The organism is Streptomyces sp. DSM 42067 (assembly GCF_055792885.1).
Map to the genome: position 1 here is coordinate 956,221 of NZ_CM147706.1, position 24,396 is coordinate 980,616.

General features: G+C 66.9%; 15 protein-coding genes. 7 read left to right on the forward strand and 8 right to left on the reverse strand.

Going from position 1 to position 24,396, the window contains the following annotated elements; translation table 11 throughout:
- Positions 1-383: 383 nt before the first annotated feature.
- The 4 genes from ACSMXV_RS04680 to ACSMXV_RS04695 are packed head-to-tail and all read left to right on the forward strand — an operon-like array spanning position 384 to position 6,597.
- On the forward strand, positions 384-806 hold the full coding sequence (locus ACSMXV_RS04680) for a hypothetical protein (protein ID WP_473176432.1): 423 nt from the start codon (positions 384-386) through the stop codon (positions 804-806).
- Positions 803-1,426, forward strand: a complete 624-nt coding sequence (locus tag ACSMXV_RS04685; RefSeq protein ID WP_473176433.1) for a hypothetical protein — start codon at positions 803-805, stop codon at positions 1,424-1,426. Before ACSMXV_RS04680 ends, ACSMXV_RS04685 begins: the two co-directional genes overlap by 4 nt.
- Positions 1,427-1,429: 3 nt before the next feature.
- Positions 1,430-6,100, forward strand: a complete 4,671-nt coding sequence (locus tag ACSMXV_RS04690) for a putative T7SS-secreted protein (protein WP_473176434.1) — start codon at positions 1,430-1,432, stop codon at positions 6,098-6,100.
- The gene (locus tag ACSMXV_RS04695) at positions 6,100-6,597 is read left to right on the forward strand and encodes a hypothetical protein (RefSeq protein WP_473176435.1); all 498 of its coding nucleotides are present in this window, start codon (positions 6,100-6,102) and stop codon (positions 6,595-6,597) included. The genes ACSMXV_RS04690 and ACSMXV_RS04695 overlap by 1 nt, the downstream gene beginning before the upstream one ends.
- Positions 6,598-7,832: 1,235 nt before the next feature.
- On the opposite strand, the gene ACSMXV_RS04700 is transcribed toward ACSMXV_RS04695, so the two are convergent.
- Positions 7,833-10,826 (reverse strand): DEAD/DEAH box helicase, encoded by a 2,994-nt coding sequence (locus ACSMXV_RS04700; RefSeq protein WP_473176436.1) that lies wholly within the window; start codon positions 10,824-10,826, stop codon positions 7,833-7,835.
- Positions 10,827-11,165: 339 nt separating this feature from the next.
- On the opposite strand from ACSMXV_RS04700, the gene ACSMXV_RS04705 reads away from it, so the two are divergent.
- Positions 11,166-13,574, forward strand: a complete 2,409-nt coding sequence (locus ACSMXV_RS04705) for a DEAD/DEAH box helicase (RefSeq protein WP_473176437.1) — start codon at positions 11,166-11,168, stop codon at positions 13,572-13,574.
- 442 nt (positions 13,575-14,016) lie between these two features.
- On the opposite strand, the gene ACSMXV_RS04710 is transcribed toward ACSMXV_RS04705, so the two are convergent.
- The 4 genes from ACSMXV_RS04710 to ACSMXV_RS04725 all read right to left on the reverse strand — a co-directional run bounded on the left by ACSMXV_RS04710 (position 14,017) and on the right by ACSMXV_RS04725 (position 17,749).
- Entirely contained in the window at positions 14,017-14,430 is a 414-nt protein-coding gene (locus tag ACSMXV_RS04710) for an effector-associated constant component EACC1 (RefSeq protein ID WP_473176438.1), read from the reverse strand.
- Between the two features lie 149 nt (positions 14,431-14,579).
- A complete protein-coding gene (locus ACSMXV_RS04715; RefSeq protein ID WP_473176439.1) occupies positions 14,580-15,902 on the reverse strand; it encodes a 7-cyano-7-deazaguanine synthase in 1,323 nt (440 codons plus the stop codon).
- Entirely contained in the window at positions 15,899-16,510 is a 612-nt protein-coding gene (locus ACSMXV_RS04720; protein ID WP_473176440.1) for a hypothetical protein, read from the reverse strand. The genes ACSMXV_RS04715 and ACSMXV_RS04720 overlap by 4 nt, the downstream gene beginning before the upstream one ends.
- An 816-nt stretch (positions 16,511-17,326) precedes the next feature.
- A complete protein-coding gene (locus ACSMXV_RS04725; RefSeq protein WP_473176441.1) occupies positions 17,327-17,749 on the reverse strand; it encodes a secondary thiamine-phosphate synthase enzyme YjbQ in 423 nt (140 codons plus the stop codon).
- A gap of 188 nt (positions 17,750-17,937) precedes the next feature.
- On the opposite strand from ACSMXV_RS04725, the gene ACSMXV_RS04730 reads away from it, so the two are divergent.
- Positions 17,938-19,002, forward strand: coding sequence for an NAD(P)-binding domain-containing protein (locus ACSMXV_RS04730; RefSeq protein WP_473179236.1), 1,065 nt, complete (start codon positions 17,938-17,940; stop codon positions 19,000-19,002).
- A 224-nt stretch (positions 19,003-19,226) separates the two neighbouring features.
- Here ACSMXV_RS04730 and mltG read toward each other — a convergent pair whose 3' ends face one another.
- Positions 19,227-20,072 carry an endolytic transglycosylase MltG gene (mltG, locus tag ACSMXV_RS04735; RefSeq protein WP_473176442.1) on the reverse strand — a complete coding sequence of 282 codons (846 nt, stop codon included), beginning with the start codon at positions 20,070-20,072 and terminating at the stop codon, positions 19,227-19,229.
- 43 nt (positions 20,073-20,115) lie between these two features.
- Positions 20,116-21,915, reverse strand: coding sequence for an ABC transporter ATP-binding protein (locus ACSMXV_RS04740; RefSeq protein WP_473176443.1), 1,800 nt, complete (start codon positions 21,913-21,915; stop codon positions 20,116-20,118).
- 199 nt (positions 21,916-22,114) lie between these two features.
- Here ACSMXV_RS04740 and ACSMXV_RS04745 point away from each other — a divergent pair, with 199 nt between their 5' ends.
- On the forward strand, positions 22,115-22,573 hold the full coding sequence (locus tag ACSMXV_RS04745) for a MarR family winged helix-turn-helix transcriptional regulator (protein WP_473176444.1): 459 nt from the start codon (positions 22,115-22,117) through the stop codon (positions 22,571-22,573).
- 207 nt (positions 22,574-22,780) lie between these two features.
- Here ACSMXV_RS04745 and ACSMXV_RS04750 read toward each other — a convergent pair whose 3' ends face one another.
- Positions 22,781-24,235 carry a cation:dicarboxylate symporter family transporter gene (locus tag ACSMXV_RS04750; protein WP_473176445.1) on the reverse strand — a complete coding sequence of 485 codons (1,455 nt, stop codon included), beginning with the start codon at positions 24,233-24,235 and terminating at the stop codon, positions 22,781-22,783.
- Positions 24,236-24,396: the final 161 nt, after the last annotated feature.

Here is a 24,396-nt window from a genome sequence, read left to right on the forward strand (position 1 = left end):
ACCTACCTATGTACTTGCCGCAGCTCCAGCTGAACTATCCCTGGCCATACGAGGCTTCGCTCCCGGGTCATGTCTCAACGGAGCCCCTAGCCAGGTGCCGGCGGCTGTGGCATCACCCAACTGCCCCCTTGATCCAGCGCACGATGCCCTATTGTCCGCGAAGGCAGCCTCGACGTGGCGGTCGGTAGCTGGAGGGCTTGAGGGCGCGGGGACACGAACGGCAGTTGGTTCTTCCAGGCCCGGGACGGTCGGCCCACCCGTGATCCGGCGGCGCAGCCGAGACCCGAACTCGCTGCCCCCGGGGATGACTCGGCCGAACGCTGTGTACCAGTCCAGCGTCGACGGAACCTGTTGCGGGGTGTGCGGCGTCAGCTACGGTCAGAGTGCCTGTTCGAACGGGGATGCAGGGGGCGCTTGTGCTGTCGGAGGACATCGAGGACGCAGACGGGGCGCTGGCCCAGGCACAGGCCGCCCTGGGTGAGTTCCGCAGATCTCTGGTGCTGGTGCCGATCCGGGACGGCGGGATCCTCACAGGTGACCAGGGCGGTCTGCGCTGGGTCTTCGCGTTCACGGATACGGATACGCTGACGGCGTTCGCGCAGGCGCGTGGTGAGGGCGGTCAGTGGGAGTTCCGCCGTGTCTACGGTGCTCGTCTCCTGGACGAGACCCTCGCGGAGATCAGCGTGCCCTGCGGCGTCGCCGTCGATGTCGGGAGCGAGGGAGCCTTCCTCCTGCCGCCGGTGAAGGGGATCGTGCCCGATCACGTGGCGGTGACCGGGGACTCTGACGAGGGGGCGTCGGCGTGAGTGGCTACAAGTTCGACCCAGAGTCGGCGAAGCGGGTCGAGCAAGGGTTGACCGCGGCGATCCGCGAGCTGGAGGAGACGGGCTACTTCTCGATCACTGCGCAGCAGGGACACGGCTTCCAGTTCATGATCATGTCCGGGATGGAGATGGGATCCGGCGAACTGGCGGACGTGTTCGGCCAGTTCTGCGGGCGGTGGGCCCTCGCAATTCATTCGAAGATGCAGGACGCGAACGACATCGCGGGGAAGCTGGGCCTGTCGGCGGGGCTGTACCACGAGCAGGAGGAGTACGTGCTCGGCTCGCTTAAGGAGGTCGCCGTCACCGCCGGGTCGTACAACCCGCAGCAGGGCTTGGCGGACGGGGAGAAGGCCGCCGACATGTCGTGGGGCGAGATCGGGGACCGGGTCAAGCCCACATTCGAGGCGGACCCGTCGCAGCCGGACTGGGGCGCGATGGGGGACCAGTGGAAGCAGGTCGGGGAGGACTTCACCACCTCGCCGTGGCAGGACGTGGCCGGCCCGACCTGGCAGGACCGCAGTGTCTGGCAGTGGGACGGACCACCCCCCGAGAACGACCAGCAGGGCGGCCAGGGGAATCAGAAGGACAACGGGGGGAAGTAGGCCGTGGGACTGGGGGATTTTATCAACGACGCCGCCGGCGCGGCGAAGGACGGCCTCGAGGCCGTGGGCGACGGTGTCGAATGGGCCGGCGACAAGACCGCCGACGGTCTCGACGCCGTAGGACTCGACGGCGCAGCCGAGGGGGTACGGGACGCATCCGAGTGGACAGCGGACAAGCTCGGCGCGGACGTCGCCGAACGGCAGCTCGGCGAGACCGAGGATCCGAAGGAGATCATCCACGGTGACGTGGAGAAGCTGACGGACCGGGCGGAGCATCTGCGGGACTTCTTCAAGGCGTTCGACCGGCTGGGCACTGGGATGAAGGGCCTGGACGTCCACGGCTGGGAAGGGCAGGCCGGGGACTCGTTCCGCGCGGAGTTCGAGCCGCAGCCGAAGTTCTGGCTGTCCGCCGCCGACGCCTGCGAGGAGGCCTCGAAGGCCCTCGTCCAGTACGCGTCGACCGTGCAGTGGGCCCAGGGTGAGGCCAAGGAAGCGATTGCGGCGTACAAACAGGCCAAGGAACTGGCCGACAAGGCCGTCGCGGAGTACAACGCGAAGGCGGACGAGTGGAACCGGAAGAACGAGTCCGGCCAGGACCCCGGCCCGAGGCCGGCGCCGTTCAAGGACCCGGGACGAGCCGCCATGGAGCAGGCTCAGCACATGGTGACGGAGGCCCGGCATCAGCGCGATGACGCCGCCCGCCGTGCCAAGGACACCATCATGGGCCTCGTCCGGCTCACCCCGGAGCCGCCCGGTGCGATGCAGCTGGCCGCCTCGATGGGCCGTGACATGGTCGAGGGCACAGTCCTCAACAGCATGCACCTCACCGGCGGCGCCCTCAAAGCCGTCGGCGAGACGGTCGGCCTGGTACGGATGCTCAACCCCACCGACCCGTACAACCTGACCCACCCCGGCCAGTACCTCCAGAACGTCAACGGCGTCCTTACCGGCCTTGCCTCCACCGTCGCCCACCCCGAACGCCTCGTCGGCATCATCAAGAACCAGAACTGGCGCGACCCTGCGGAAGCCCTCGGCGGCATCGCCATCGAACTCGTCGGTGGCAAAGGCGCAGGCGGCGCCGTCAAAGGCGGCTTGAAAGCCGGCTTGAAGGGCGCGGGCAAGGAAGCGATCGAACAGGGCGCGAAGGAAGCCGCCCGCAAATCCGTACGCGAGCGCCTCGACGACCTCGCCCGCGACTTGAACTGCAAGGTCCTGCGAAACGAACCCGTCGACATGGCCACCGGCCGGATGGTCCTCCTTCAGACCGATGTGTCCCTGCAGGGGACGTTCCCGCTGGAGTTCACGCGCACCTTCGAATCCGCCTACCGCAACGGTGGCTGGTTCGGCCCGGCGTGGGCGTCCACGATCGACGAACGCCTCGAGATCGATGCCGAGGGCGTCGTCCACGTCGCCGCCGACGGCGGCGTGCGCGCCTACCCCCACCCGGCACCAGGCCTCCCAGTCACCCCGGTCCAGGGCATCCCCTGGACGCTGGAGCGGCACCCCGACGGCAGCTACGAGCTCACCGACCCCGTCGCCAGGGTCACCCGCACGTTCGAAGCCCCCACTGGTGTCGCCCCCGGCGGCGACGGCATCGCGAAGCTGGCCTCCATATCCGACCGGCTCGGCAACTGGATCTCCGTCGAATGGAACCTCGGCCAACCCCACTCGATGACCCACTCCGGCGGCTACGAGGTCCTCTTCACCCTCGCCCACGGCCGCATCACCAGCCTTGCGCTGGCCACCCCCGACGGGCCGGTGCGGCTGCGCACGTACGCGTACTCCGGCCGCGGTTTCCTCACCTCTGTCGCCGACTCCGAAAACCGCGCCACCCGCTTCGAGGTGGACGAGCTGGGCCGGATCGTCACCTGGACCGACAGCAACAACCGGTCGTTCTCGTACACGTACGACGACGAAGACCGGTGTGTCCATCACGAGGGCGAGGCGGGGCATCTACGGGCCCGTTTCGAGTACGGACTGGACAGCCGTGAGCCTGGTTGCACGACCACCCGTGTCACCGATTCCTTCGGCCACACCTCCCTCTTCACCATCGATGCGAAACTCCGGATCGTCGCCGAAACGGACCGGGCCGGGCGGACCACTCGCACCGCCTACGACGACCAGCACCGGCCCGTAAGAGAGACTGACCCCGTCGGCGCAACCGTCGTCTCCGAGTACGACGATCACGGCCGTCCGGTGCGCATACGTCACGCAGACGGAACGACCTCTTCGGCGACCTACGACGCGGCTGGGAATCCGATCGAGCAGACAGCTCCGGACGGTCGCGTTACACGACACAGCTTCGACAGCTCAGGACGCCTCACCCGTGTCAAATCAGCGGATGGCGCCACGACCGCGCTGGCGTATGACGAGCGGGGGCACCTCGCGGCGGTCACCGACCCGCTTGGCCAGGTCATGCGCGTCGAGAGCAACCCCACCGGCCTGCCGGTGCGTACCACAGACTCTCTCGGCGCCTCCACCACGTACGTACGCGACGCTTTCGGACGCCCCACAGCCGTAACCGATCCTCTCGGCAACACCACGCACTTTTCCTGGACGCCCGAAGGGAAGCTTGCCCAGCGGACCAGTCCGGACGGCTCCGTCGAGATGTGGGAGTGGGACGGCGAAGGCAATCTTCTCCGCCACACCGACCCCATGGGCGGGGTGACGGAGTACGCCTACACGCACTTCGACCTTCTCGAGACCCGGGTGGACCCGGACGGCGCCCGCCACCAGTTCGCCTACGACACCGAGCTCCGGCTCCGCCAGGTCACCAACCCGCAGGGGCTGACCTGGGACTACGAGTGCGACCCAACCGGTCTCGTCACCGCCGAGACCGACTTCGACGGCCGTCGGCTCTTCTACGCCCACGACGACGCCGGCCGCCTGCGGCATCGCGCCAACGCTCTGGGCCAGTCCGTCAGCTACAAACGCGACCTCCTCGGCCGGATAACCACCAAGAACGCAGACGGGGACGAAATTCACTACACCTACGACCCCGCCGGACGACTCGTCTCCGCCGAAACGCTGGAGTCCGAGTTGGTCTTGCAACGCGACCGCATGGGCCGCCTCCGTACCGAAATGCACGAAGGTCGGATCCTCACCTACAACCGTGACGCGCTCGGGCGAATCGTGCGTAGAACCACCCCTGCCGGAGTAGTGACTGCCTACGCGTACGACGCCGTCGGCAACCGCGTGAGCGTCGATCTGGACGGGCACACCCTCGACTCACAGTTCGACGCCGCGGGCCGGGAAACCCACCGCACCGTTGACACCGCCCTGTGCTGGGCCAACACCTGGGACCCCGCCGGACGCCTCCTTGGCCAGACCGTGACGGCAGACGCTGTCACCAACGGTCCCCGCCCGGCGGACCGGGCCGGAGTGCTGCAGGAACGGACGTACGAGTACCGCCCGGACGGCTTTCTCACCGCCCTCACCGACCACCTCAACGGCGTCCGCCGCTTCCGCCTCGACGGCGCCGGCCGTGTCACCCACGTCACCGGCCAAGGCTGGACCGAAACGTACGCATACGACACCGCGGGCAACCTCACCCAGGCCGCATGGCCCGAATCCCACGGCGAATCGGCCCTCGGTACACGTGAGTTCACCGGCACCCGGATCACCAAGGCGGGGCGGTGGACGTACGTCCACGATGAGGCCGGCCGTGTCATCGAACGCCGGAAGACGCGCCTGTCCCACAAGCCGGATGTATGGCGCTACACGTGGGACGCCGAAGACCGCCTCACCACCTGCACCACCCCCGACGGCACTACCTGGGCCTACCGCTACGACCCCCTCGGACGCCGCACAGCAAAGCAACGCGTTGACGGCGACAACCAAGTCGTCGAGGAAGTCGTCTTCACCTGGGACGGCACCCAGCTCATCGAACAGACCACCACGGGTCCGGGCGTCCGCCCGGTCTCCATGACCTGGGAATACAGCGGCCTCGCGCCTGTCGCTCAAGCCGAGCGCGCCCTGACCTCAGACACGCAGCAAGCTGTCGACACCCGCTTCTTCGCCATCATCACCGACCTCGTCGGCACCCCCACCGAACTCGTCACCCCCGACGGCGACTTTGCCTGGCGCACCCGCAGGACATTGTGGGGAACCACCGCCGTTGCCCGCGACGCCACCGCCCACACCCCACTTCGCCACCCCGGCCAGTACGCTGACATCGAAACTGGTCTCCACTACAACCACCATCGCCACTACGACCCCGCCACCGCCCGTTACACCAGCCCTGACCCCCTGGGCCTCGGGCCCGCACCCAACCCAGTGGCGTGGGTGACCAATCCGCACACGTGGACCGACCCCCTCGGTCTCTTCACCTGCAAGGTGGAGAATGCACTCAAGGACTGGCAAAGCAACCGCTATCAGTTCGGTAATAACCCGTATCAGCTGGACAAGTCTGGAATGGCGCACATCCTCGAGCGCCACCACCCGGAGTACTGGGACGGCTCAGTAAAGGCCAATCAATCCTTCTTCGACCGGAAAATGACAGTCGAGGAGGTGGAACACGCCATCCACGATACCCTGAAGCAGAACAGGGAGAAACTGACCCAACCGGGCAACCCTCAGATGTTCCAAATCCAAGGAAAAGTGAATGGCGTGGACTACGTCCTCGGCATCAACCGGGGACGCGTCGGCCAGTTTTACCCAGGGACCCTCGAATAATGAGCAGCTACGCAGCCGTCAGTATCGCCTCCTACCTCGGGAACCCGAGCAAAGGCTTCACTCTCGTCACCGAGGCCACGGCGCCGCGCGACCCGGACTACATCGACGGTGCCATCGACCTGTCCGTGCACGGAGTCCCCATCCTCGACCGAGAGCTGTGGGACTACGTCGACCAACTCTGGGCGTATATCTGCAACATGGTCGAGGAGCTCCGCACGCAGGACGAGGCGTATACCTATTTTCCAGATCAGCCGATCAAACTGACCTTCAAGCGGATTGGAGGTGGACAAGTCCTCGTCTCGCTGAACTGGCCAACCGAGGGGCGTCAGGCAGCGGTTGAAGAAGACCTCTTCCTCGAGCAGCTCAAGGAGAGCGGCCGTGAATTCTTCGAGCAGATGAAGGATCTCGTCCCCAGCAACGCTGATGCATACGACGAAGCCCTGGCGCGACTGACGCCGGCTGGCCCGGGAGGTACGCGTTCCTCATCATCAGGATGAGGTGGCCTAATGCAGCCGGACTATGGCCTAGCGCGCTTGTTTGCTCAGGGCCGGGTCTGGTTCCGCCGGGCCCCGGGGAACCTATGGTCGGGCGACTTCACTTATGCGCTGGTGACCTTCCCCGGTCTGCAGAAGCAACTGGAGATCCACCTTGGCGTGTGCGTCCTCGGCAGCTCTCGGGTCGCACACGGATGCGATGTAGCCGTCATCGACCGTGCGGTCCATCCTCGGCACAGCAGGGGACTGGTCGCTTCGATCGAGGCGAAGAACGGCAGCACTTCGCCCGTTCTCGGGATCGGCGGCGCATTCCTGGGGTTGTCCACGGAACTGGGCCAGAAGCGCTGCTCTCACGGGCTGATCACGCACGAGCCAAGGGTATTCGGCGCGGCCGGAATTCGACGCTACAGTCCCGCACATGCGTCAGCCAAGGAAGCTCAGCCGCACCTGACGTTGGGATTGTCCCTGTTCGTGACCAACCTCGCGAAGACAACCCGCAGCATAGCTAGGGGTCTCCAGGCCCCAGTCCTGGTGGGCGACTCTGTACAGCGGTACGTGGGAACCGGTGATGAGGTTGTTATGTGCGGGCTGCTGTACCGACCCGAACGAGCTGCTGGCGCAGCAGAGGCAGTGCCGGCGGGCTGGCGCCTGCCGTAAGCTGCCACCCACTGTCCCTCGGTTCTACAGGCCCGGCGCACGAGGGCATCGAGGTCCTCGCTCCGCTCGCGCCCACCCTGCCCGAGGCTCGCGGCCTCGGGCGCAGAGCGCCGCCTGTTGCTGGACGGCACCCTGATCCCAACCTGGCGCTGCGCCGGCCTGGCCACGCAGGCCACCGCGACCCCGTCTACAGCGGCAAGCACCACGACCATGGCGTAAATGCCCAAGCTCTGACAGCGGCGAACTGCTCCTTCTCGGCGCCGCGCGCCCGAGATCGACCCACGACCTGATGGCGGCCCATGCCGGCGGCATCGCCCAGGACCGTCACCGACGCCGACGTGGAGACCACCGCAGACTCCGGCTCCGCCCGGCACTGTGTGCACTCCCATCAACGCCCGAAGGGCCAGGGACACAACGGCTGGGAGAAGTAGGCCAACTCCGCCCTCGCCGGCTCCGCGCCCCTGCCGAGCGCGTCTTCGCCGAACTCGGGCGCTGGCGGCGGGTGCTCGACTGTTGAGGATCAGCCCGAACCGTATTACCGCCGCGCTTCACGCCCTCCTCGTGATCACACAAAAGCGTTCTTACTCGCAAGAGGGTAGGTCGGAAACGCTCAGCACAAGCGCCGCGGTGAGGATCTGCGGTGGCTTCGTCGACATCAGCTGCTGCTGGTCGAGCAGTGCGAGACGTTTCCGAAGCCGTACATCGAGCTCGACAGCCTTGCGGTGGAGGCTCTCGGAGGACTTGGGCTTCTCGCCCCTCCGTTCCTTCTCGGAGGCCGCCGCAGCATCGAGGAGCAGCCGCTCGCTCTCCGAGGTCAGGCGCTTGGTCACCAGTGCCCGGGTCTTGATCAACTCTGCCAGGCGACGGGGCTGGACCTCGGCCAGGTATTCGGGAAGCTGGTTGGCGATGATCCAGCTGGTTGCCTTGTCTTCGGCGTCTGCGAGCCAGGGGAGTCCGCGTGCGATGTCGGTCGCTGCGCCGTTGGGCGCCGCGGCGCAGTCGAGGTACGGCGCGGGGCCGGCCGGGTGCACGGTGCCGTGGCTGTCGACGAAGGCGTAGGCGAAACGTCGGGCCACCGACTCACCGGTGGCGTCCGCGACCTCTTCGACAACCCCGACGAGGAGGTGCGGTTCTTCGAGGGTGGCCGAGACGAGGACGGTGCCCTGGTTAAGGGCGCCCCCGAAGTTCCGGATGGTTTCGTTCATGACGGCGTCGTGCAGCGGGTGGCCGGGGGCGAGCAGGTCGGCGCGGGCGCGGTCATCAGGCTGGACGTGGCTGAGGTCGAAGGTGACGCGGTCGTACTTGGTGGCAATCGGTCCGTTGCCTGCTGAGCGGATGTGCTGGGGCACGTTGGCTATCTCGTAACGCCCCTGTTCGCGCTTGACGATCCGGCCGCCGAGCCGGGTGAAGGCGTCCTTGAAAGTCGATTCGATGTAGCGCGACTGAAGACGTCGGGCGCGGGCTTCGTCCATCGCAGCGCGCAGGGCGCGAAGATCGGCATCCGAGAGGTACTCCGAAGCGAGTGCACGCTCGTCTATGAGGCCCTTGAGGCCGTCTCCGACGGTGCTGTCGATGACCTCGTACATCCTAGCCTTGACATTTGGCTGCTCACCGTACTGGATGGCATCGAGCAGCAAGTCTCGCAGCGGGGTCTCGGCGAACGCCTCCCCCAGGACATCGAAGACCTTCCCGCCGTACGTCTCGCGCATCTGGTCGAGCTTCTCCAACAGGCGCGTGAAAACCTCGCCCTCGCGGGTGTTGGAGGCGACGAGGTTCCAGAGCCGGCAGACCTCCTCCTGGCCGATGCGGTGGATGCGGCCGAAGCGCTGCTCGATGCGGTTGGGGTTCCAGGGCAGGTCGTAGTTGACCATCAGGTGTGCGGCCTGCAGGTTGAGTCCCTCGCCGGCGGCGTCGGTGGCCAGCAGGATCTGAACGTCGCGGTTCTTGGTGAACTCCTCGGTGATCTGCCGCCGCTCGGCCCGGCGTACGCCGCCGTGAATAGCCTTGACGGCATCGGGCTTGCCCAGAAGCGACCCGATCTTGCCCTGCAGATACTGGAGGGTGTCGCGGTGCTCGGTGAAGATGATGAGTTTCCGAGGCCGCCCATTGGCGTCTGTCACCAGCGCGTGGTCTCGGAGGAGGGCGGACAGCTCGGTCCACTTGCGGTCCGTACCTGCCTCTCGAACCCGCTGCGCCGTCTTCACCAACGCCCTCAGCTCGATGAGCTCGACGTTGAGCTCATCGACCGTCTGCGCCGCCGTCGCGGCATCGAGCAGTTCCTCCTCAGTCTCCTCGATCTCTTCGGCATTGAGGTCGCCATTGTCGAAGTCGGCGAGGTCGATGGTGGGCATGCTCTCGCGATAGGTACCGTTGAGGATCTCCTGCTTCTTGCGCTCCAGGCGCTCGGTACGCCGCACGAGGCTCTTGTAGATCGCCTCGGGGCTGGAGGCCAGGCGTCGCTGCAGAACGGTGAGCGCGAAACCGACAGTGTTCTTGCGTGTGCCACCGATGCGGTCGGCGCGGTTCATCCCCTCGCGGACATAGTGGGTGACGTCCTCGTAGAGGTCGTACTCGAGTGCCGTGAGTTCGTAGGGGACGGTCTCCGCAATGCGCTCGGGGAAGAGCTTCCTGCCCTCGAAGGTAAGCAGGTCTTCCTTGATCATGCGCCGCATGACCCCGCTGACGTCGACGCTCCTCTTCTGCCTGCCCTCGAACCGGTCACGGTCCAGCAGGGTGAGGAAGAGCTGGAAGTCCTCCTCCTTTCCCGAGTGCGGGGTCGCTGTCATCAGGAGCAGGTGGCGAGTGATCTCGCCGAGCATCTCGCCAAGCTGGAACCGTTTCGTCTTCTCCACCTTGCCACCGAAGTAGTGGCCACCCATGCGGTGCGCCTCGTCAACGACGATCAGGTCCCACTCCGTCTCCTGAAGCTGCGCCTTCAGGTGCTCGTTACGAGAGAGCTGGTCCATGCGAGCAATCAGAAGCGGGTTGGTCTCGAAGACGTTGAGATGGACCTGGGAGTCGATGAACTGGTTCGTGAGCAGGTCGAAGCGGAGGCCGAACTTGAAGAAGAGCTCGTCCTGCCACTGATCGACCAGGCCTCCCGGAGCCACGATGAGGCACCGCTTGACGTCATCGCGCAGCAGGAGCTCCTTGATGTAGAGCCCAGCCATGATTGTCTTTCCTGCGCCCGGATCGTCGGCGAGCAGGAAGCGCAGCGGTGTACGGGGCATAAGCTCGCCGTACACGGCGCGGATCTGGTGCGGGAGCGGCTGAACGTCACTGGTCGCCACGGCGAGCATCGGGTCGAACAGGCCGGCGAGTGAGATCCGCTGAGCCTCGGCGACCAGCTTGAAGTCACTTGCGTTCGCGTCGAAGGCGCGGCTGCCGCTGCGGGCGACGCTCAGCTTGTCCTCGTCCTTTCGGAAGACGACCCGCTGGTCGAGGCCGCCCGCGGCGGTCTTGTAGGTCAGCTCGAGTGCGTTCGTACCGTGCCACTGGGCGGCGATGACCGTGACGATCTCCGCCGGTATGAGTCCGTCGATCCGCAGACCCGGCTTGAGCTCCTCGAGCAGCACGTACAGAACCTCCTGGTTGGCAGCCTGCGAACGCTACTCGGGCGTTCCGGCGGTTTTGTGGTCCCGTCGACTTCGTCAACCCGGGGTCGCTAATCTTCGCAGAGGTCATGTGAGTCGGCGGGGGCAATGGAGCGAGAAGAACGTCAGCACCTTCGTGGTGTGGTGGAGGAAGTCAGCGGGTGGCGCAAGCTTGCGGCGAGGATCGTCGAGGAACGCGAGCCCGTCGAGGCAGCGGCGGAAGACGCGGCCAGGCAGTTCCTCGGCCGAGTGGCTTCTCTCGGGACCGGAGCCACCACCGCATGGCGCGTACTACAGGTCTCGCCGTCTGATGTCGACCTGGTGACCTCCCTGGCCTGCCGTCAGGCTCTTCCGGCGCTCACGGCGAATGCCCAGCAGGGCATCCACCAGTTGACAAACGACGCTGGCCGGGCGCTGACGGCCGTCCGGGCACTGCTCGGTGCCCGCCGGATATTTTCGGGCAAGACCCGCAAGGACGAAGCAGGGCAAGCTGCGGCATACCTGATATCCCTCCACGAGTGGGCTGCGAGCACCCCACTCGTCACCGAGTTGGAAAGCCTGGCAGCATGGAACGGGAAGGCTCTCCCCGCAATCGGGCCCTCGGCCATCCTCGATGACGCGGTCGGCTTCGCACAGCGCCTCGGCGACCGGGCCGAACTCGTCGGGCGGCATGAACTGGACGCCGCTAAGACCGCGATCAGCGCGATCGATCGAGCCCTGCAGCGCGAGAACGAGTTCAGAACGGCAGTCAATGCCGCCGGCAATGCCGTCCGGCAGGACGAGGCTCGCAAGCTGGTCGCCGAAATGCCCGTCGAACGGCTGAAGGACGCGACCAGCGGCCAACTGCGCATCGCGGCGCTGATCGATGCCGGGATCAGGAACGTGCAGCAGGTCCTCGACCAGAAGTCACGGATTCGATCGCTCCCCGGAGTCGGTGAGACGACGGGCAACCGGATGCTCGGCGCCGCGCGGACCATCTGGCAGACCACGCTGGACGAGATGCCGGTCCGGATCGACATCAAGAACCGATCCCACGCCACCACAAAGCTCCTCAAGGCGATGCGGGCTTGGGACGCGGCACGCTCGATCCACAGCGCGAGAGCCGACCTCGCTGCCGCCGACGCGGTTCGGCCACTCCTCCAAAGCCTTGATTCCAAGGCCTCCCACGTGGTTCTCGTCCCCCAGGCCCGGACCGTCGCCGAGTTGCGTACCGCGCTTGCGGCCGTCGAGCGCCGCGGTGCGCTCCTCAAGGGCGGGGACGCCGCCGCAGGCGGTGATCCTTGGGAGGATTTCATCGCCCGCCCGGCCGACTACTACGCGATGCTCGCGGAGCTCGGATTCCTGGCCGACGACGCCGAGAAGAGCCACGGCGACCTACCGACCGAAATCGTCGAGGCGGTCAGGGAACTCAAGCTCGACACCAGCCATCTGAAGGCGTCCCTTCGTGGATACCAGTCATTCGGTGCCCGCTTCGCGATCGTGCAACGGAAGGTCATCATCGGCGACGAGATGGGTCTGGGAAAGACGGTCGAGTCACTCGCCGTACTCGCCCACTTGCGCGCCAAGGGCTCCTCCCACTTCCTGGTCGTGTGCCCAGCCGCTGTCGTGACCAACTGGGTGCGCGAAGTCCAGGCCAAGTCCGATCTGCGCGCGTATCGCCTGCACGGGCCCGGTCGTGACGACGCGCTGAAGTCCTGGATCCGCAACGGTGGAGTCGCGGTCACCACCTACGACATCCTCGGTTGGCTGGAAGGCCGGATCCCCGAACGCGCCGAACTTGCGTGCCTGGTGTTCGACGAAGCGCACTACATCAAGAATCCGGACGCCCAGCGAACCCGGCGCTCCACGGCCCTGATCAAGAGCTCGGAGCGAGCGATCCTACTGACCGGCACCCCGTTGGAGAACCGGATCGAGGAATTCCGCAATCTCGTCGGCTACCTCCGGCCAGACCTGTCGATCAGTGCCTCGGAAATCGCTCCTCGCCAGTTCCGGAAGCAGGTGGCACCGGCCTACCTGCGGCGCAATCAGGAAGACGTCCTCACCGAGCTCCCGGAGCGGTTCGAAGTCGACGAGTGGCTGCCGATGTCCAGCGCCGACGAGCAGCACTACCGAGCGGCTGTCATCGAAGGCAACTTCATGGCCATGCGCCAGGCCGCGCTACGCGCCGGCGCCAAGTCCGAGAAGATGCAGCGCCTCATCGACATCGTCCAGGAGGCAGAGGACAACGAGCGCAAGGTGCTGGTCTTCTCGTACTTCCGTGACGTGCTCGATGAAGTGGCGTCGGTCCTTCCGGGAAAGGTGTTCGGGCCCCTTACCGGCTCCGTTCCCGCCGCGAAGCGACAGAGCATGGTTGATGAGTTCTCCCAAGCCCGCCACGGGGCAGTCCTCGTCGCGCAGATCGTGGCAGGCGGCGTCGGTCTGAACATTCAGTCGGCATCGGTCGTCGTGATCTGCGAGCCCCAGCTCAAGCCGACGACCGAATGGCAAGCCATCGGCCGCTCCCACAGGATGGGGCAGCTGGAGTCGGTACAAGTACATCGCCTGCTCTCCGAAGAAGGCGTCGACCCGCGCATCATTGAGATCCTGGCGAGCAAGAACCAACTCTTCGCGGAATTTGCCCGCGTCTCCGAAACCGCCGACAGCGCCCCGGAAGCATTCGATATCACGGACGCTGAGCTGGCACGGGAGATCGTGGCGGCCGAGCGCGAGCGCCTACTCACGGGCGGTTGACGGACGCGAGACACGGAGCCGACCACAGTCGGCCGATCCAAGGCGCCCCCATTTCTATGACCGCCGCCAGAGCCACACTCCTCAACTCCTACTCGGAAGGCCGCCATGAGCTGGGACGTGCTCCTCTTCCGCCTGCCCGACGGCGTCACTTCGGTGCACGAGATCCCCGCCGGCTAAACCTCGGACCCGCTCGGCCGGCGACACGCCATGAGTGATGGCGCCCGCCGCGACCGCCGCCGCGAAGGCAGCATCTACTTGCTGACGGGTGTCCACATTGCAGGCGAGCGTGATCCCCGACCACTCAGCGGTAGACGGTGCGGGGACGTAAACAGCTCTGCCAGCCTGGTGAGGTTGTTGCGCACCGCTGGCAGGTCCGGGAAGTTCTGATACTCGTCCGCTCCGATCAGCACCACACGAGTTCTGTCGGGGTTCGGCAGCCCCATCACCGATTCCCTGAAACCGACGGTGCCGACGGCTGTCCCGCGCCGGTGCCCTCTGGGGCTCCGCCGTGAGGCTCGGAGGCCAGCAGCTCTACGACTCGGCGCAAGGTTTCGTCCGACCCATCGTGCACGGTCACCGTCATGCCGTCGCGTTCGAAGGTCACGGCCCCGGGCTGCGAAGGGCGAGCTGCTCGCCAGGCGACCACGATGTTCACCAACAAGCTTGCCGCGGCAATTCCATTGCTGACGAACATGTTGATGGTCTCGCCCGCGTTCATGCGGTCAGGCGTCTCAGAGGCCCGTGCCAGTTCGGCCTCCGCGTGACGCCGGAGTTCGCGATCCTGCCTGAGCCAGTAGTACAGATCATGTGCCGCCGCGTCGTCACCCGGCGCATCGACCGTGATCTGAATCTCCACGACGTCTCCCCCTATCGCCTCTGCTGCCCAACGCTCACGGCAGAGTGGGTGCGAGTCCGTCACTCCTGCCACAGCTCTCAACCCAGAGAGAAGAATACGTCCCAACTAGCCTGCACCAGGGCGGCATTGAGTCGCCCCGACGTTACCGCCTACGCCGCGCCAGCGACCTCAGCCGCATCGGCGATCTGAAGCAGTCGGGTCAACTCCTCCCGCCCGCGCCTGATCAATTCGAAGGCCACCACCGGGTCCGTGTCCGGCGGCAGCGGCGTATCGGTGAGGAGATCCGTAAGGGTGTACCGGCCGAGCAGCCACCGCTGCAGTGCGCGCCAGTCGGTACCCCGGTCAGGTGGTAGGTCATTCGCCCATGGCAATGCCTCGTACGGGGTACTGTCGGTGCCGTTTGCCTGGAGTAGCCCGGAGCGGCGCACCAGGCACGGGAAGCAGACACCGCAGTTGGCGATGGGAGGGCCGCCACTGCGGCGCGCGGGCGGCTTTCCGCAACTCAGGGTGTACTCCAGGTCGGATGCGGTAAGGCCAGCATCGCGTCCGGCCTTGCAGACCTCGCCTTTCGTCAGCCGCGCCAAGGGGTTGACCACCCGTACCACGCTCCCGGCGTCACCCACGGCGGTTACCAGGGCGTTCAGACTGCGCAGCGTCCACGGGTGCACGGAACGGGTGGAGCAGGCGGCCGAACGCGCTGGCGTCAGGGGCGGATTGAGAGCGAGCTGGCCGTTCTCGGGGATGTGGACGGTGCCCACCCCGTGCGCGGCAGCAGCGCGGATCGCGCCCGCCGCATACAGCAGGCCGCGGGTGCGGGAAGAGGTTTCCAGCCGCAGCCCGGAGCCATCGCCCGCCGGGGTCTGGCTCATCGGTAGCAGCATCACCGGCCGAGGTCCGTCCAGTCGCTCGACGGCTTTGTAAACCCGCTGTTGGAGACGCAGGAGGCCGATCTCCCGGAACATCACGAGCAGCAGCGGCCGGGGGGCGTCGGCACGCGAGCGGGTGGCGGCCCAGCTGAGGGAATCAAGTCCGCCGGAGAACAGCGCGACTTCCGAGGCGCGCGTGTCGTCAGGGGAGACCAACGCCTCCTCGACGTGGTGACCGGTGAGAGGCCGGAAGTCCACATCCCAGAGGTCCCCAGTGAGGATCTGGAGGAGTGTGGTGAGGTGGGTACGGACTGCTGCGCTCTGCCACTGCTCGTGTTCTGTGACGGGCACGGCGAGGCTGATGCGGCGGGTCCATCGATCCTGTACGCCGGTCCGGCGGACGTATTTGTCGGCGATGAACGCGGCCCTGGCGACGCGGAACAGGTCCTCGGCCCAGTCAGGGACCGGACCGGGCAGATGGTGCCGGCCGGTGATGCGGCGCTCCTTTTCCTGGAAGGATTCCTCGCCGATCTCCGTCCAGCGGTCATCGCGAGGCCGGTCCCCGCGGGGGCCACGCCACCACAGGAAAGGGTGGGAACCGGTCACGCCGCAGCTCCCTCTTCTCCGGTGATCTCCTCTGTGATGAGCCCAAGTACCTTTCCGACTGCCCGCGGTACCAGTGACTCGGCGATCTTGGGCAGCGCAGCCGAGGGATCCTGCAGAGCGCCTGCCACAGACTGTGCGGTGTCCACGGCCTCTGCGAGATCCGTCGCTTCGGCGGACTCCTCACAGGGATTCGGCACCAGGTCCACCACCTTCTCTGCGACCCAGTCGGCGATCCTGCCTTCCGGATCCGTCGCGATGAGCACCGGCACGGCCAGCTTGATGTGCTCGGCGACAACGGACCGGAGGAACTCCGCCACCATGTCGGCGAAGAACAACTGGTAAAGGTCACACAGGATGTCCCAGGCGAAGCCGCCGCCCGCTGCACCTCCACCCATGGCGTCGTCCAACTCGGGATGTCTGTCCCGGACATCCCGTACCGCCGCGGCGACCCCTCTGCGCACCGCGGCGTCGGCGAGTGTGCCGCCGTTCCCACCGACATCCGAGACGAGACGCGCGACGAGCGCGTCCCCCGACTCCGCGCCCACTGCGGCCAGCGCCCCCAAGACCCCGGCGAGCCGTTCACCGGCCGCACAGGCCGTGTCGTACAACCCAAAAGCCGATTGATCGACACGGAGCGTCTCGTGCAGGGCACTCAGGTGGTCCGCGGCGATCTCCTCCAGCCGCTGATCCGCGTCGCGCGAGTTGTCTCGCCAGCGCGCCAGCCGCCTCGCAGCGGAACCCCACTGGTCGCCGTTCGGTCCCTTCCATCGCGTGGATGTCCCCACAGCGCCCCCAACCCGATGGTCCCTCCCCGCTCTCCCAGCCATGGCACCAGATCGAACGAGCCCCAGGTAGGGCGGGACTCGGACAGGGCTCCGTGGACCGCTCCGGCGGCCAACCAGTCGGAGTCATTACTTTCTGTGAGGACTACCCACCTGGGCGTGCAACCAGTCGTAGCTCTGAGACATAGACATCGCGCAAGTCCCGGTTCAGGGCAGGTCACGGGCTGGCAGGATTGACCCTTGCGTTGCATGTCGTATTGTTCGTGCCTGCTGTGGAGCGCCGGGCCAGCTCCACAAGACTCAGCGCAGGGTCGATCTGCTCGCCGCGGTCGGTCATGGCGGACACGGCGGTAAGGGGCCGGCTCAGCGGCCTCTGGCCGCTGAGCTGCTGGGAGCCATCTGGGAGCCAACTCGCTCCCCAAGCCCCCTCCAGACCGCCCGAGGCCACCGCACTCCAACGCCTTGACCAGATAAAACAGCAAGCCGCCCGGTCTCGATCTTGATCGAACCTCATTCGGGACGAAGAGGTCGCGGTTCAAATGCCGACCGCGCCCAGGAACATGACGCTCACGGGTTGTTCATGCACGGGCCAAGGGGCATTCGGCGCGGCCGGAATTCGACGCTACAGTCCCGTCACATGCGTCAGCCAAGGAAGCTCAGCCGCACCTGACGGTTGGGATTATCCCTGTTCGTGTCGACCAGGCACACGGACTGCCACGTGCCGAGTTCCAGGCTCCCGCCGATCACGGGAAACGTGGCGTGAGGCGGGACGAGGGCGGGCAGCACATGGTCCCGGCCATGACCGGCGCTGCCGTGCCGGTGCTGCCAGCGGTCGTCCGCGGGCAGGAGGGTGTGCAGCGCGGCCAGCAGGTCGTCGTCGCTTCCCGCGCCCGTCTCGATCACCGCGATCCCGGCGGTTGCATGCGGTACGAACACATTGAGCAGGCCGTCGCGGCCACCCGCGGCCTCCCTCAGGAAGGCCTCGCAGTCGCGGGTGAGATCGACGACGGTCTCCTGGGAGCCGGTGGCAACGTTCAGAACACGCGTGGTGAAGGCATCGGACATGCCTCCATCCTCGCCGGTTTCCCGGCATCGGCGCGCCGCCGGCGCGGTGGTTGAGGCCCCGGGCCCTTGGGAAGATCCCGGACTCCGGTGGGGTTAGTAGAAACGTGAACGACATCGAGGCGGGTGACGCGGTGCGCGAGAGGGATGCCGATGCGGCGGACCAGGGGTCCGCGAACGCGGCACAACAGGTGGACGTGGTCGTCATAGGCGCTGGTCAAGCAGGTCTGTCCAGCGCCTATCACCTGCGCCGCACCGGGTTCGAGCCGGACCGCGACTTCGTCGTCCTCGATCACTCGCCACGTCCGGGCGGCGCCTGGCAGTTCCGGTGGCCCACCCTCACCTACGGCAAGGTGCACGGGATGCATGCTCTGCCGGGTATGGAACTGACCGGCGCGGACCCCTCGCGCCCCTCGTCCGAGGTCATCGGCACGTACTTCGACACCTATGAGCGGACCTTTGATCTACAGGTGCGGCGGCCGGTGGACGTACGCGCGGTCCGCGAAGGGGAAGCCGGGCGGCTGCTGGTCGAGACCTCGGCGGGGAACTGGTCCACGCGGGCGCTGATCAACGCCACCGGAACCTGGGACCGGCCGTTCTGGCCGCGCTACCCCGGCCAGGAAACCTTCCGCGGGCGGCAGCTGCACACCGCGCAGTACAGCGGTCCGCAGGAGTTCGCCGGGCAGCGGGTGATCGTGGTCGGCGGTGGAGCGTCGGGCACGCAGCACCTCATGGAGATCGCGCCGTATGCGGCCGCGACCAGCTGGGTCACGCGCCGTCCCCCGGTCTTCCGCGACGAACCCTTCGACGAGAACATCGGAAGGGCGGCCGTCGCCCTTGTCGAGGAACGCGTCCGGATGGGGCTTCCACCACGGAGTGTCGTCTCGGTGACCGGTCTGCCCCTGAACGATGCGATCCGGCGGGCCCTCGAGGACGGCATCCTGGACCGGCTGCCGATGTTCGACCGGATCACCCCGGACGGCGTGGAGTGGGACGACGGACGCCGTGTCGATGCCGACATGATCCTCTGGGCGACCGGTTTCCGCGCCGCGATCGACCATCTGGCCCCGCTGCGGCTCCGTGCGCCGGGTGGCGGCATCCGTATGGAAGGCACCCGCGTGACCGCCGACCCGCGGCTCCACCTTGTGGGATACGGGCCTTCGGCCAGCACCATCGGCGCCAACAGGGCAGGGCGAGCCGCGGTACGGGACATCAGACAGCTGCTGGACCGGGACCGGGTCGAGGTCGCTGCCTGAAGCCTGACGGCCTGACGCTCGCGGGTGGGTTCCGGTCAGAGGGTTCCGCTCAGGGTTTCCGGTCGACGGGCCCGATCCGCTGCCCGTCCCGACCGTCGTGGGGCCGGTCGCGGTCCGGTCCCCGCCCGGTCCGCTGCCCGTCCCGACCGTCGTGGGGCCGGTCGCTGCGGTCCCGGTCCGGCCCGGATCGCGGGCCAGGGACCGGGATCCCCGAACGCCCTCGCTCAGCTGTTCTGCGCCGAGCCCTGGCCCTTCTGATGGAGTCGGTTGAACTCCTCGACATTCCTCTGCTGTTCCTCGAAGTTCGCGGTGAAGCGGGTGTCGCCCGGCTTGACCGTCACGAAGTACAGCCAGTCCCCTGCCGGCGGACTGATCGTCGCCAGCATCGCCTCCTCGCCGGGGTTGGCGATCGGCGTGGGCGGCAGCCCCATACGCATATAGGTGTTGTAGGGGCTGTCGATCTGGGTGTCCCTCTCGCTGGTCCGCAGCGTGCTGCGGTTCATCGCGTAGTTGATGGTGGAGTCCATCTGCAACGGCATGCCGCTGTTCAGCCGGTTGTAGATGACGCGGGCCACCTTGCCCATGTCTTCCTTGGTCTCGGCTTCGGCCTGGACGATGCTCGCGATGGTGATGGTCTGATAGAGGCTCATCGGGTTGCGCTGGGGTCCGGCGGCCACCTGGTCGCCGTTGAACTTCTCGTTGGCCGTTTTGACCATGTACGACAGCACGGACTCCGGGGTCGAATTGCCGCTCAGGGGATACGTGGCCGGGAAGAGGTAGCCCTCCGGATTCCCCCTTGCGTCGGGCGGAAGCTTCAGTTTGGCCTTTGGAATCGACTTCTTGGTGGTGCCGGCCGGCACGCCGAGAGCTTTGTCGATGGCGGCGTACACCTGGCTGGTGCGCCACCCCTCGGGGATCGTCAGAGACGCGGGCCGCCTGTTGCCGATGTCCGGGCGCAGCAGCGGAACCGCCACGGCGGCGGCCACCACGCAGGCTCCGGTCGCAACGAGGACGATCCGGCCCCGGCGCGTCAGTCGGGTCCTTCTCCGTCGCGGAGTGTTGATCTGCATGCGGGCACGCTAACCCCCACATAGCAACAAACCCGGCATATCTTCATCTTGTCGGCTCCAGTTGGGCGTCTCGGCGGACGAGGGCGGCGTAACGGCCGTCCTGCTCGAGCAGCTCGTCATGCGTGCCGCTCTCCGCCACGCGCCCCGAGTCGAGCACGACGATCTGGTCGGCGGACCGGATCGTGGACAGCCGGTGCGCGATGGTGATCGTGGTCCGGTTGGCCGACAGAGCGTCGATGGCCTCCTGCACGGCCTGCTCGGTACGGGTGTCCAGTGCGCTGGTGGCCTCGTCGAGGATCAGCACGGGTGGGTCTCGCAGGATGGTGCGGGCAATGGCCAGCCGCTGCTTCTCCCCGCCGGAGAAGCGGTGGCCGCGCTCGCCCACGACCGTGTCGTAACCGTCGGGCAGAGACGCGATGTGGTCGTGGATCTGGGCGGCCTTGGCCGCCGCGTACAGCTCCTCGTCCGTGGCGTCGGGCTTGGCGAACCGCAGATTCTCGGCGACCGACGCATGGAAGAGATACGTCTCCTGCGAGACGACACCGACTGCGCGCGCGAGCGTGTCGAAGTCCAGGTCGCGCACGTCGACGCCGTCGAGGGTCACCCGGCCGCCCGTGACGTCGTACAGCCTGGGGACCAGATAGCTGAGGGTGCTCTTGCCCGCACCGGTCTGGCCCACGACGGCCAGGCCCCCTCCGGCCGGGACCGTCACGTCGATGCCGTGGAGGACGGGCCCGCTCTTGTCGTCGTAGCGGAACTCGACGTTCTCGAAACGGATCTCGCCGACGACCTTGTCGAGGTGGACGGGGCTCTCCGGCTCGGTGATGTCGACCGGCAGGTCGAGGTACTCGAAGATGCGCTGGAAGAGCGCGAGCGAGGTCTGTATCTGCACGCCGGTGGAGAGCAGGCTCACCGTGGGCCGGAACATGCCCTGCTGGAGCGAGACGAAGGCGACGAGAGTACCGATCGAGACGGAGGGGCCGCCGAGCTGCGAGGCCACGCCTGCGGCCCAGTAGATGACGGCCGGCATGGCGGCCATGACGATCGTGATGACGGCCATGCGCCACCGCCCCGCCATGTTCGACTTCACCTCGAGGTCGACGAGTTGTTCGGACTCGCCGGCGAAGGACCGGGTGAGGGAGTCGGCGCGGCCCATGCTGCGGCCGAGCAGGATACCGCTGACGGAGAGCGACTCGGTCACGGTGGCGGCCATCGTGGCCATCTGCTTCTGCCGCTTGGTAGCGATCTTCTTGCGCTCGCGGCCGACTCGCCGGCTGATCCACACGAAGACCGGAAGCAGAAGCAGCGACACGACGGTGAGCCGCCAGTCCAGTGCGAGCATCGCGACTATGGACGCGACGACGCTGGTGAGGTTCGAGACCAGTGAGGTCGCCGTGGACGTGACCGTCGCCTGCATGCCGCCGATGTCGTTGGCGATGCGCGACTGGACCTCGCCGGTCCGGGTTCTGGTGAAGAAGGCGAGGGACATGCGCTGCAGCCGGCCGTAGACGGCAGTGCGCAGGTCGTGCATGACGCGCTGGCCGACCGTGGTCGAGATGAGGGTCTGCAGGACGCCGAAAACGCTGGTGACGACGGCGCTGAGGATCATGCCGAGCGCGAGCAGGCTCAGCAGGCCCGTCCGGCCCTGCGGGATCGCGGTGTCGAGGATCTCCTTCAGCAGGAAGGGTGTGGCGACCGAGACCAGCGATGAGGCGCAGACAAACAGCCCGACGACGGCGAGGCGGCCGCGGTAGGGCCGGAAGAGCCGGAGGATGCGGCGCACCTGTCGCGGCTGGTCCGGATCGGGTGTCGGGGGTGTCCAGGTGGGTTCGTCGGGATGCATGGGCTCCTACGGGTGTGAGTGTTACGGCTCCACCGACGCAGGTCGAACGGGAAGCCACTTCTGGCGGTTACGTATTGTTCTACGGCTTGTTCTACGGCTTGTTCTACGGCGTGAGCCGAGCAGGCTGACAGCAACGAAGGGAGCATAGCTCATTGTTACCTATACTCACAATGAACGAACTCCTGATATCGTTCCCGTTATGAGCACCCCCGACGCCGACGGCCTGCTCGCCGAGCAGCTTCTGCGGCTGACCCGCCGTGTGCATCGCATCCAGAAGCGCCATCTGGAGCAGTGCGGTCTGGGCATCACGCCGGCCCAGTCCCGGCTGCTGCGCACCCTCGTGCACTACAGTTCCCCGCCCCGTATGGCGGATCTGGCCGAGCGCCTGGAGGTGGTGCCGCGCGCCGTGACGACGTTGGTGGACGGCCTGGAGGCAAGCGGACAGGTGCGTCGTGTCCCGGATCCCACCAACCGGCGGGTGATACGGATCGAGCTCACCGACGACGGGCGTCAAGCGCTGCGGGAGTTGCGCAATGCCCGCCGGACCGCCGCCGAGGACATCCTGGCTCCGCTGACGGGTGAGCAGAGGGAGTTGCTCACCGGTCTGCTGTCCGCGCTGGTCGACGGGGTGCCTCACGCGGAGGCGCGCGGCTGCTGATCTCAGCGTCGCCGTCACGGCCCGGACGACCACGGTGCCGACGCCGTGCTCGCCGTGTGCGGCGTTGCCGACGCCGTGCTCGCCGTGTGCGGCGGGGCACGGCGAAGGCCCGGCACGGCGGCCGGGCCCTCGGCTGTTTCACGGGGATTGCCTCGACCCGCGTTGACGGGTCTCTCGACTGGTCTCGACGGGTCTCGACAGGGTTTCTCAACTCACCTTGGGGGCAGCCTCCTTGGCCGTGGCCTCGACCGACGGCGGCCCGGACTTCTCGGGCACAGCGGTCGCCGCGTCCTCCGCCACGACCGGCGAGGCGGCCTCAGCCACCGCATCGGCCGTCACGTCAGTCTCGTCGGCGGCCTCCGGCGCGGGCCCGACCTCACCCTCCAGCACCTTCTTGGCCCGCTCCTGGTCGAGCGCCCCTTCCCACCGGGACACGGCGAAGACGGCCACGCAGTTGCCGAGCAGGTTGGTGACGACGCGCATCGAGTCCATGATGCGGTCCACGCCCAGCAGCAGGGCGACGGCGCCGGCGGGAATCGCCCCCAGCGAGGAGGCGGTCGCGGCCAGGGCGAGGAAGGCGGAACCGGGGATGCCCGCCATGCCCTTGCTGGTGAGCATGAGCACCAGGATCACGGTGATCTGCTGGCTCAGGCTGAGGTCCACACCCACAGCCTGGGCGATGAACAGCGTGCCGATGGACAGGTACAGCGAGGCGCCGTCGAGGTTGAAGGAATACCCCGTGGGCAGCACCAGCCCCACGGCGTCATCGCGGGCACCGGCCTTGCGAAGCTTCTGCATCACACGCGGCATGACGGACTCGGTGGAGGCGGTGCCGAGCGCGAGGAGCATCTCCTCACGGATGTAGCGCAGGAACTTCCAGAGGCTGAGCCCCGTGACCATCCGGAGGGCGATGGCGAGGAGTGCGATGAAGAACGCCGCGGCCGCGTAGCACAGGATGATCAGCTTGGCGTACGTCTCGATCACGCCGAGTCCGTACTGCCCGATCAGAACGGCCATCGCGCCGAACACCGCGATCGGCGCCAGTCGCATGACGAAGCCGACGATCGCGAAGATGATCTCCTGGGCCTGCTCGATGGCGGGCAGGACCTGCGGCACCTTGGTGTGGCCGAGGTGCAGCAGCGCGGCGCCCACCAGGCAGGCCAGGATGAGCACCTGGAGCAGGGAGTTCTCGGCGAAGGCGCCGATGAAACTGGTGGGAAGCGCGTTCAGGACGAACTCGGTCGTCGAGGGCAGTGAACCGCCGCCCGTCTTCGCGTCGACCGCCGAGCTGTCGAGGGTGGACGGGTCGACGTTCATCCCCGAGCCGGGCTGGAAGACGTTGGCGGCGAGGAGCCCGATGAGCAGGGCGAGCGTGCTCGCGACCTCGAACCAGATCAGGGCCTTGAGCCCGATCCGGCCGAACGCCTTCAGGTCACCGGCCTTGGCGATGCCGACGACGACCACGCAGAACACCAGGGGCGAGATGATCGTCTTGATGAGCCGGGTGAAACCGTCGCCGAGCGGCTGGAGATCTGTGGCCACGCCGGGCCACAGCTTTCCGACGACGATTCCGAGCAGGAGTGCGCAGGCGACCTGCGCAAACAGTGAGGTACGCAAGATGCGTGCGACGCGTCGCGGTAGGGACGGTACGGACGGCGACACGGGAGCTCCTATCGATTTCTGGGATGCGGAAACTTGCTTCCGCGGCGCGTCACTATTCCGGAGCATCTGCCTCCGTAAGGAACCTCCGTGTCACATCGGTGTAAACCCTGGAAGCGCCCCTGATGTGATGCTGTGTCAGTGAAGTTCCGGCCGACGGGGGA

Bases quoted from the DNA above. Each gene is read 5' to 3' on its own strand.
- ACSMXV_RS04695 (WP_473176435.1), top strand. From the start codon at position 6,100: ATGAGCAGCTACGCAGCCGTCAGTATCGCCTCCTACCTCGGGAACCCG.
- ACSMXV_RS04725 (WP_473176441.1), bottom strand. From the start codon at position 17,749: ATGTCCGATGCCTTCACCACGCGTGTTCTGAACGTTGCCACCGGCTCC.
- mltG (WP_473176442.1), bottom strand. From the start codon at position 20,072: ATGCAGATCAACACTCCGCGACGGAGAAGGACCCGACTGACGCGCCGG.
- ACSMXV_RS04740 (WP_473176443.1), bottom strand. From the start codon at position 21,915: ATGCATCCCGACGAACCCACCTGGACACCCCCGACACCCGATCCGGAC.
- ACSMXV_RS04745 (WP_473176444.1), top strand. From the start codon at position 22,115: ATGAGCACCCCCGACGCCGACGGCCTGCTCGCCGAGCAGCTTCTGCGG.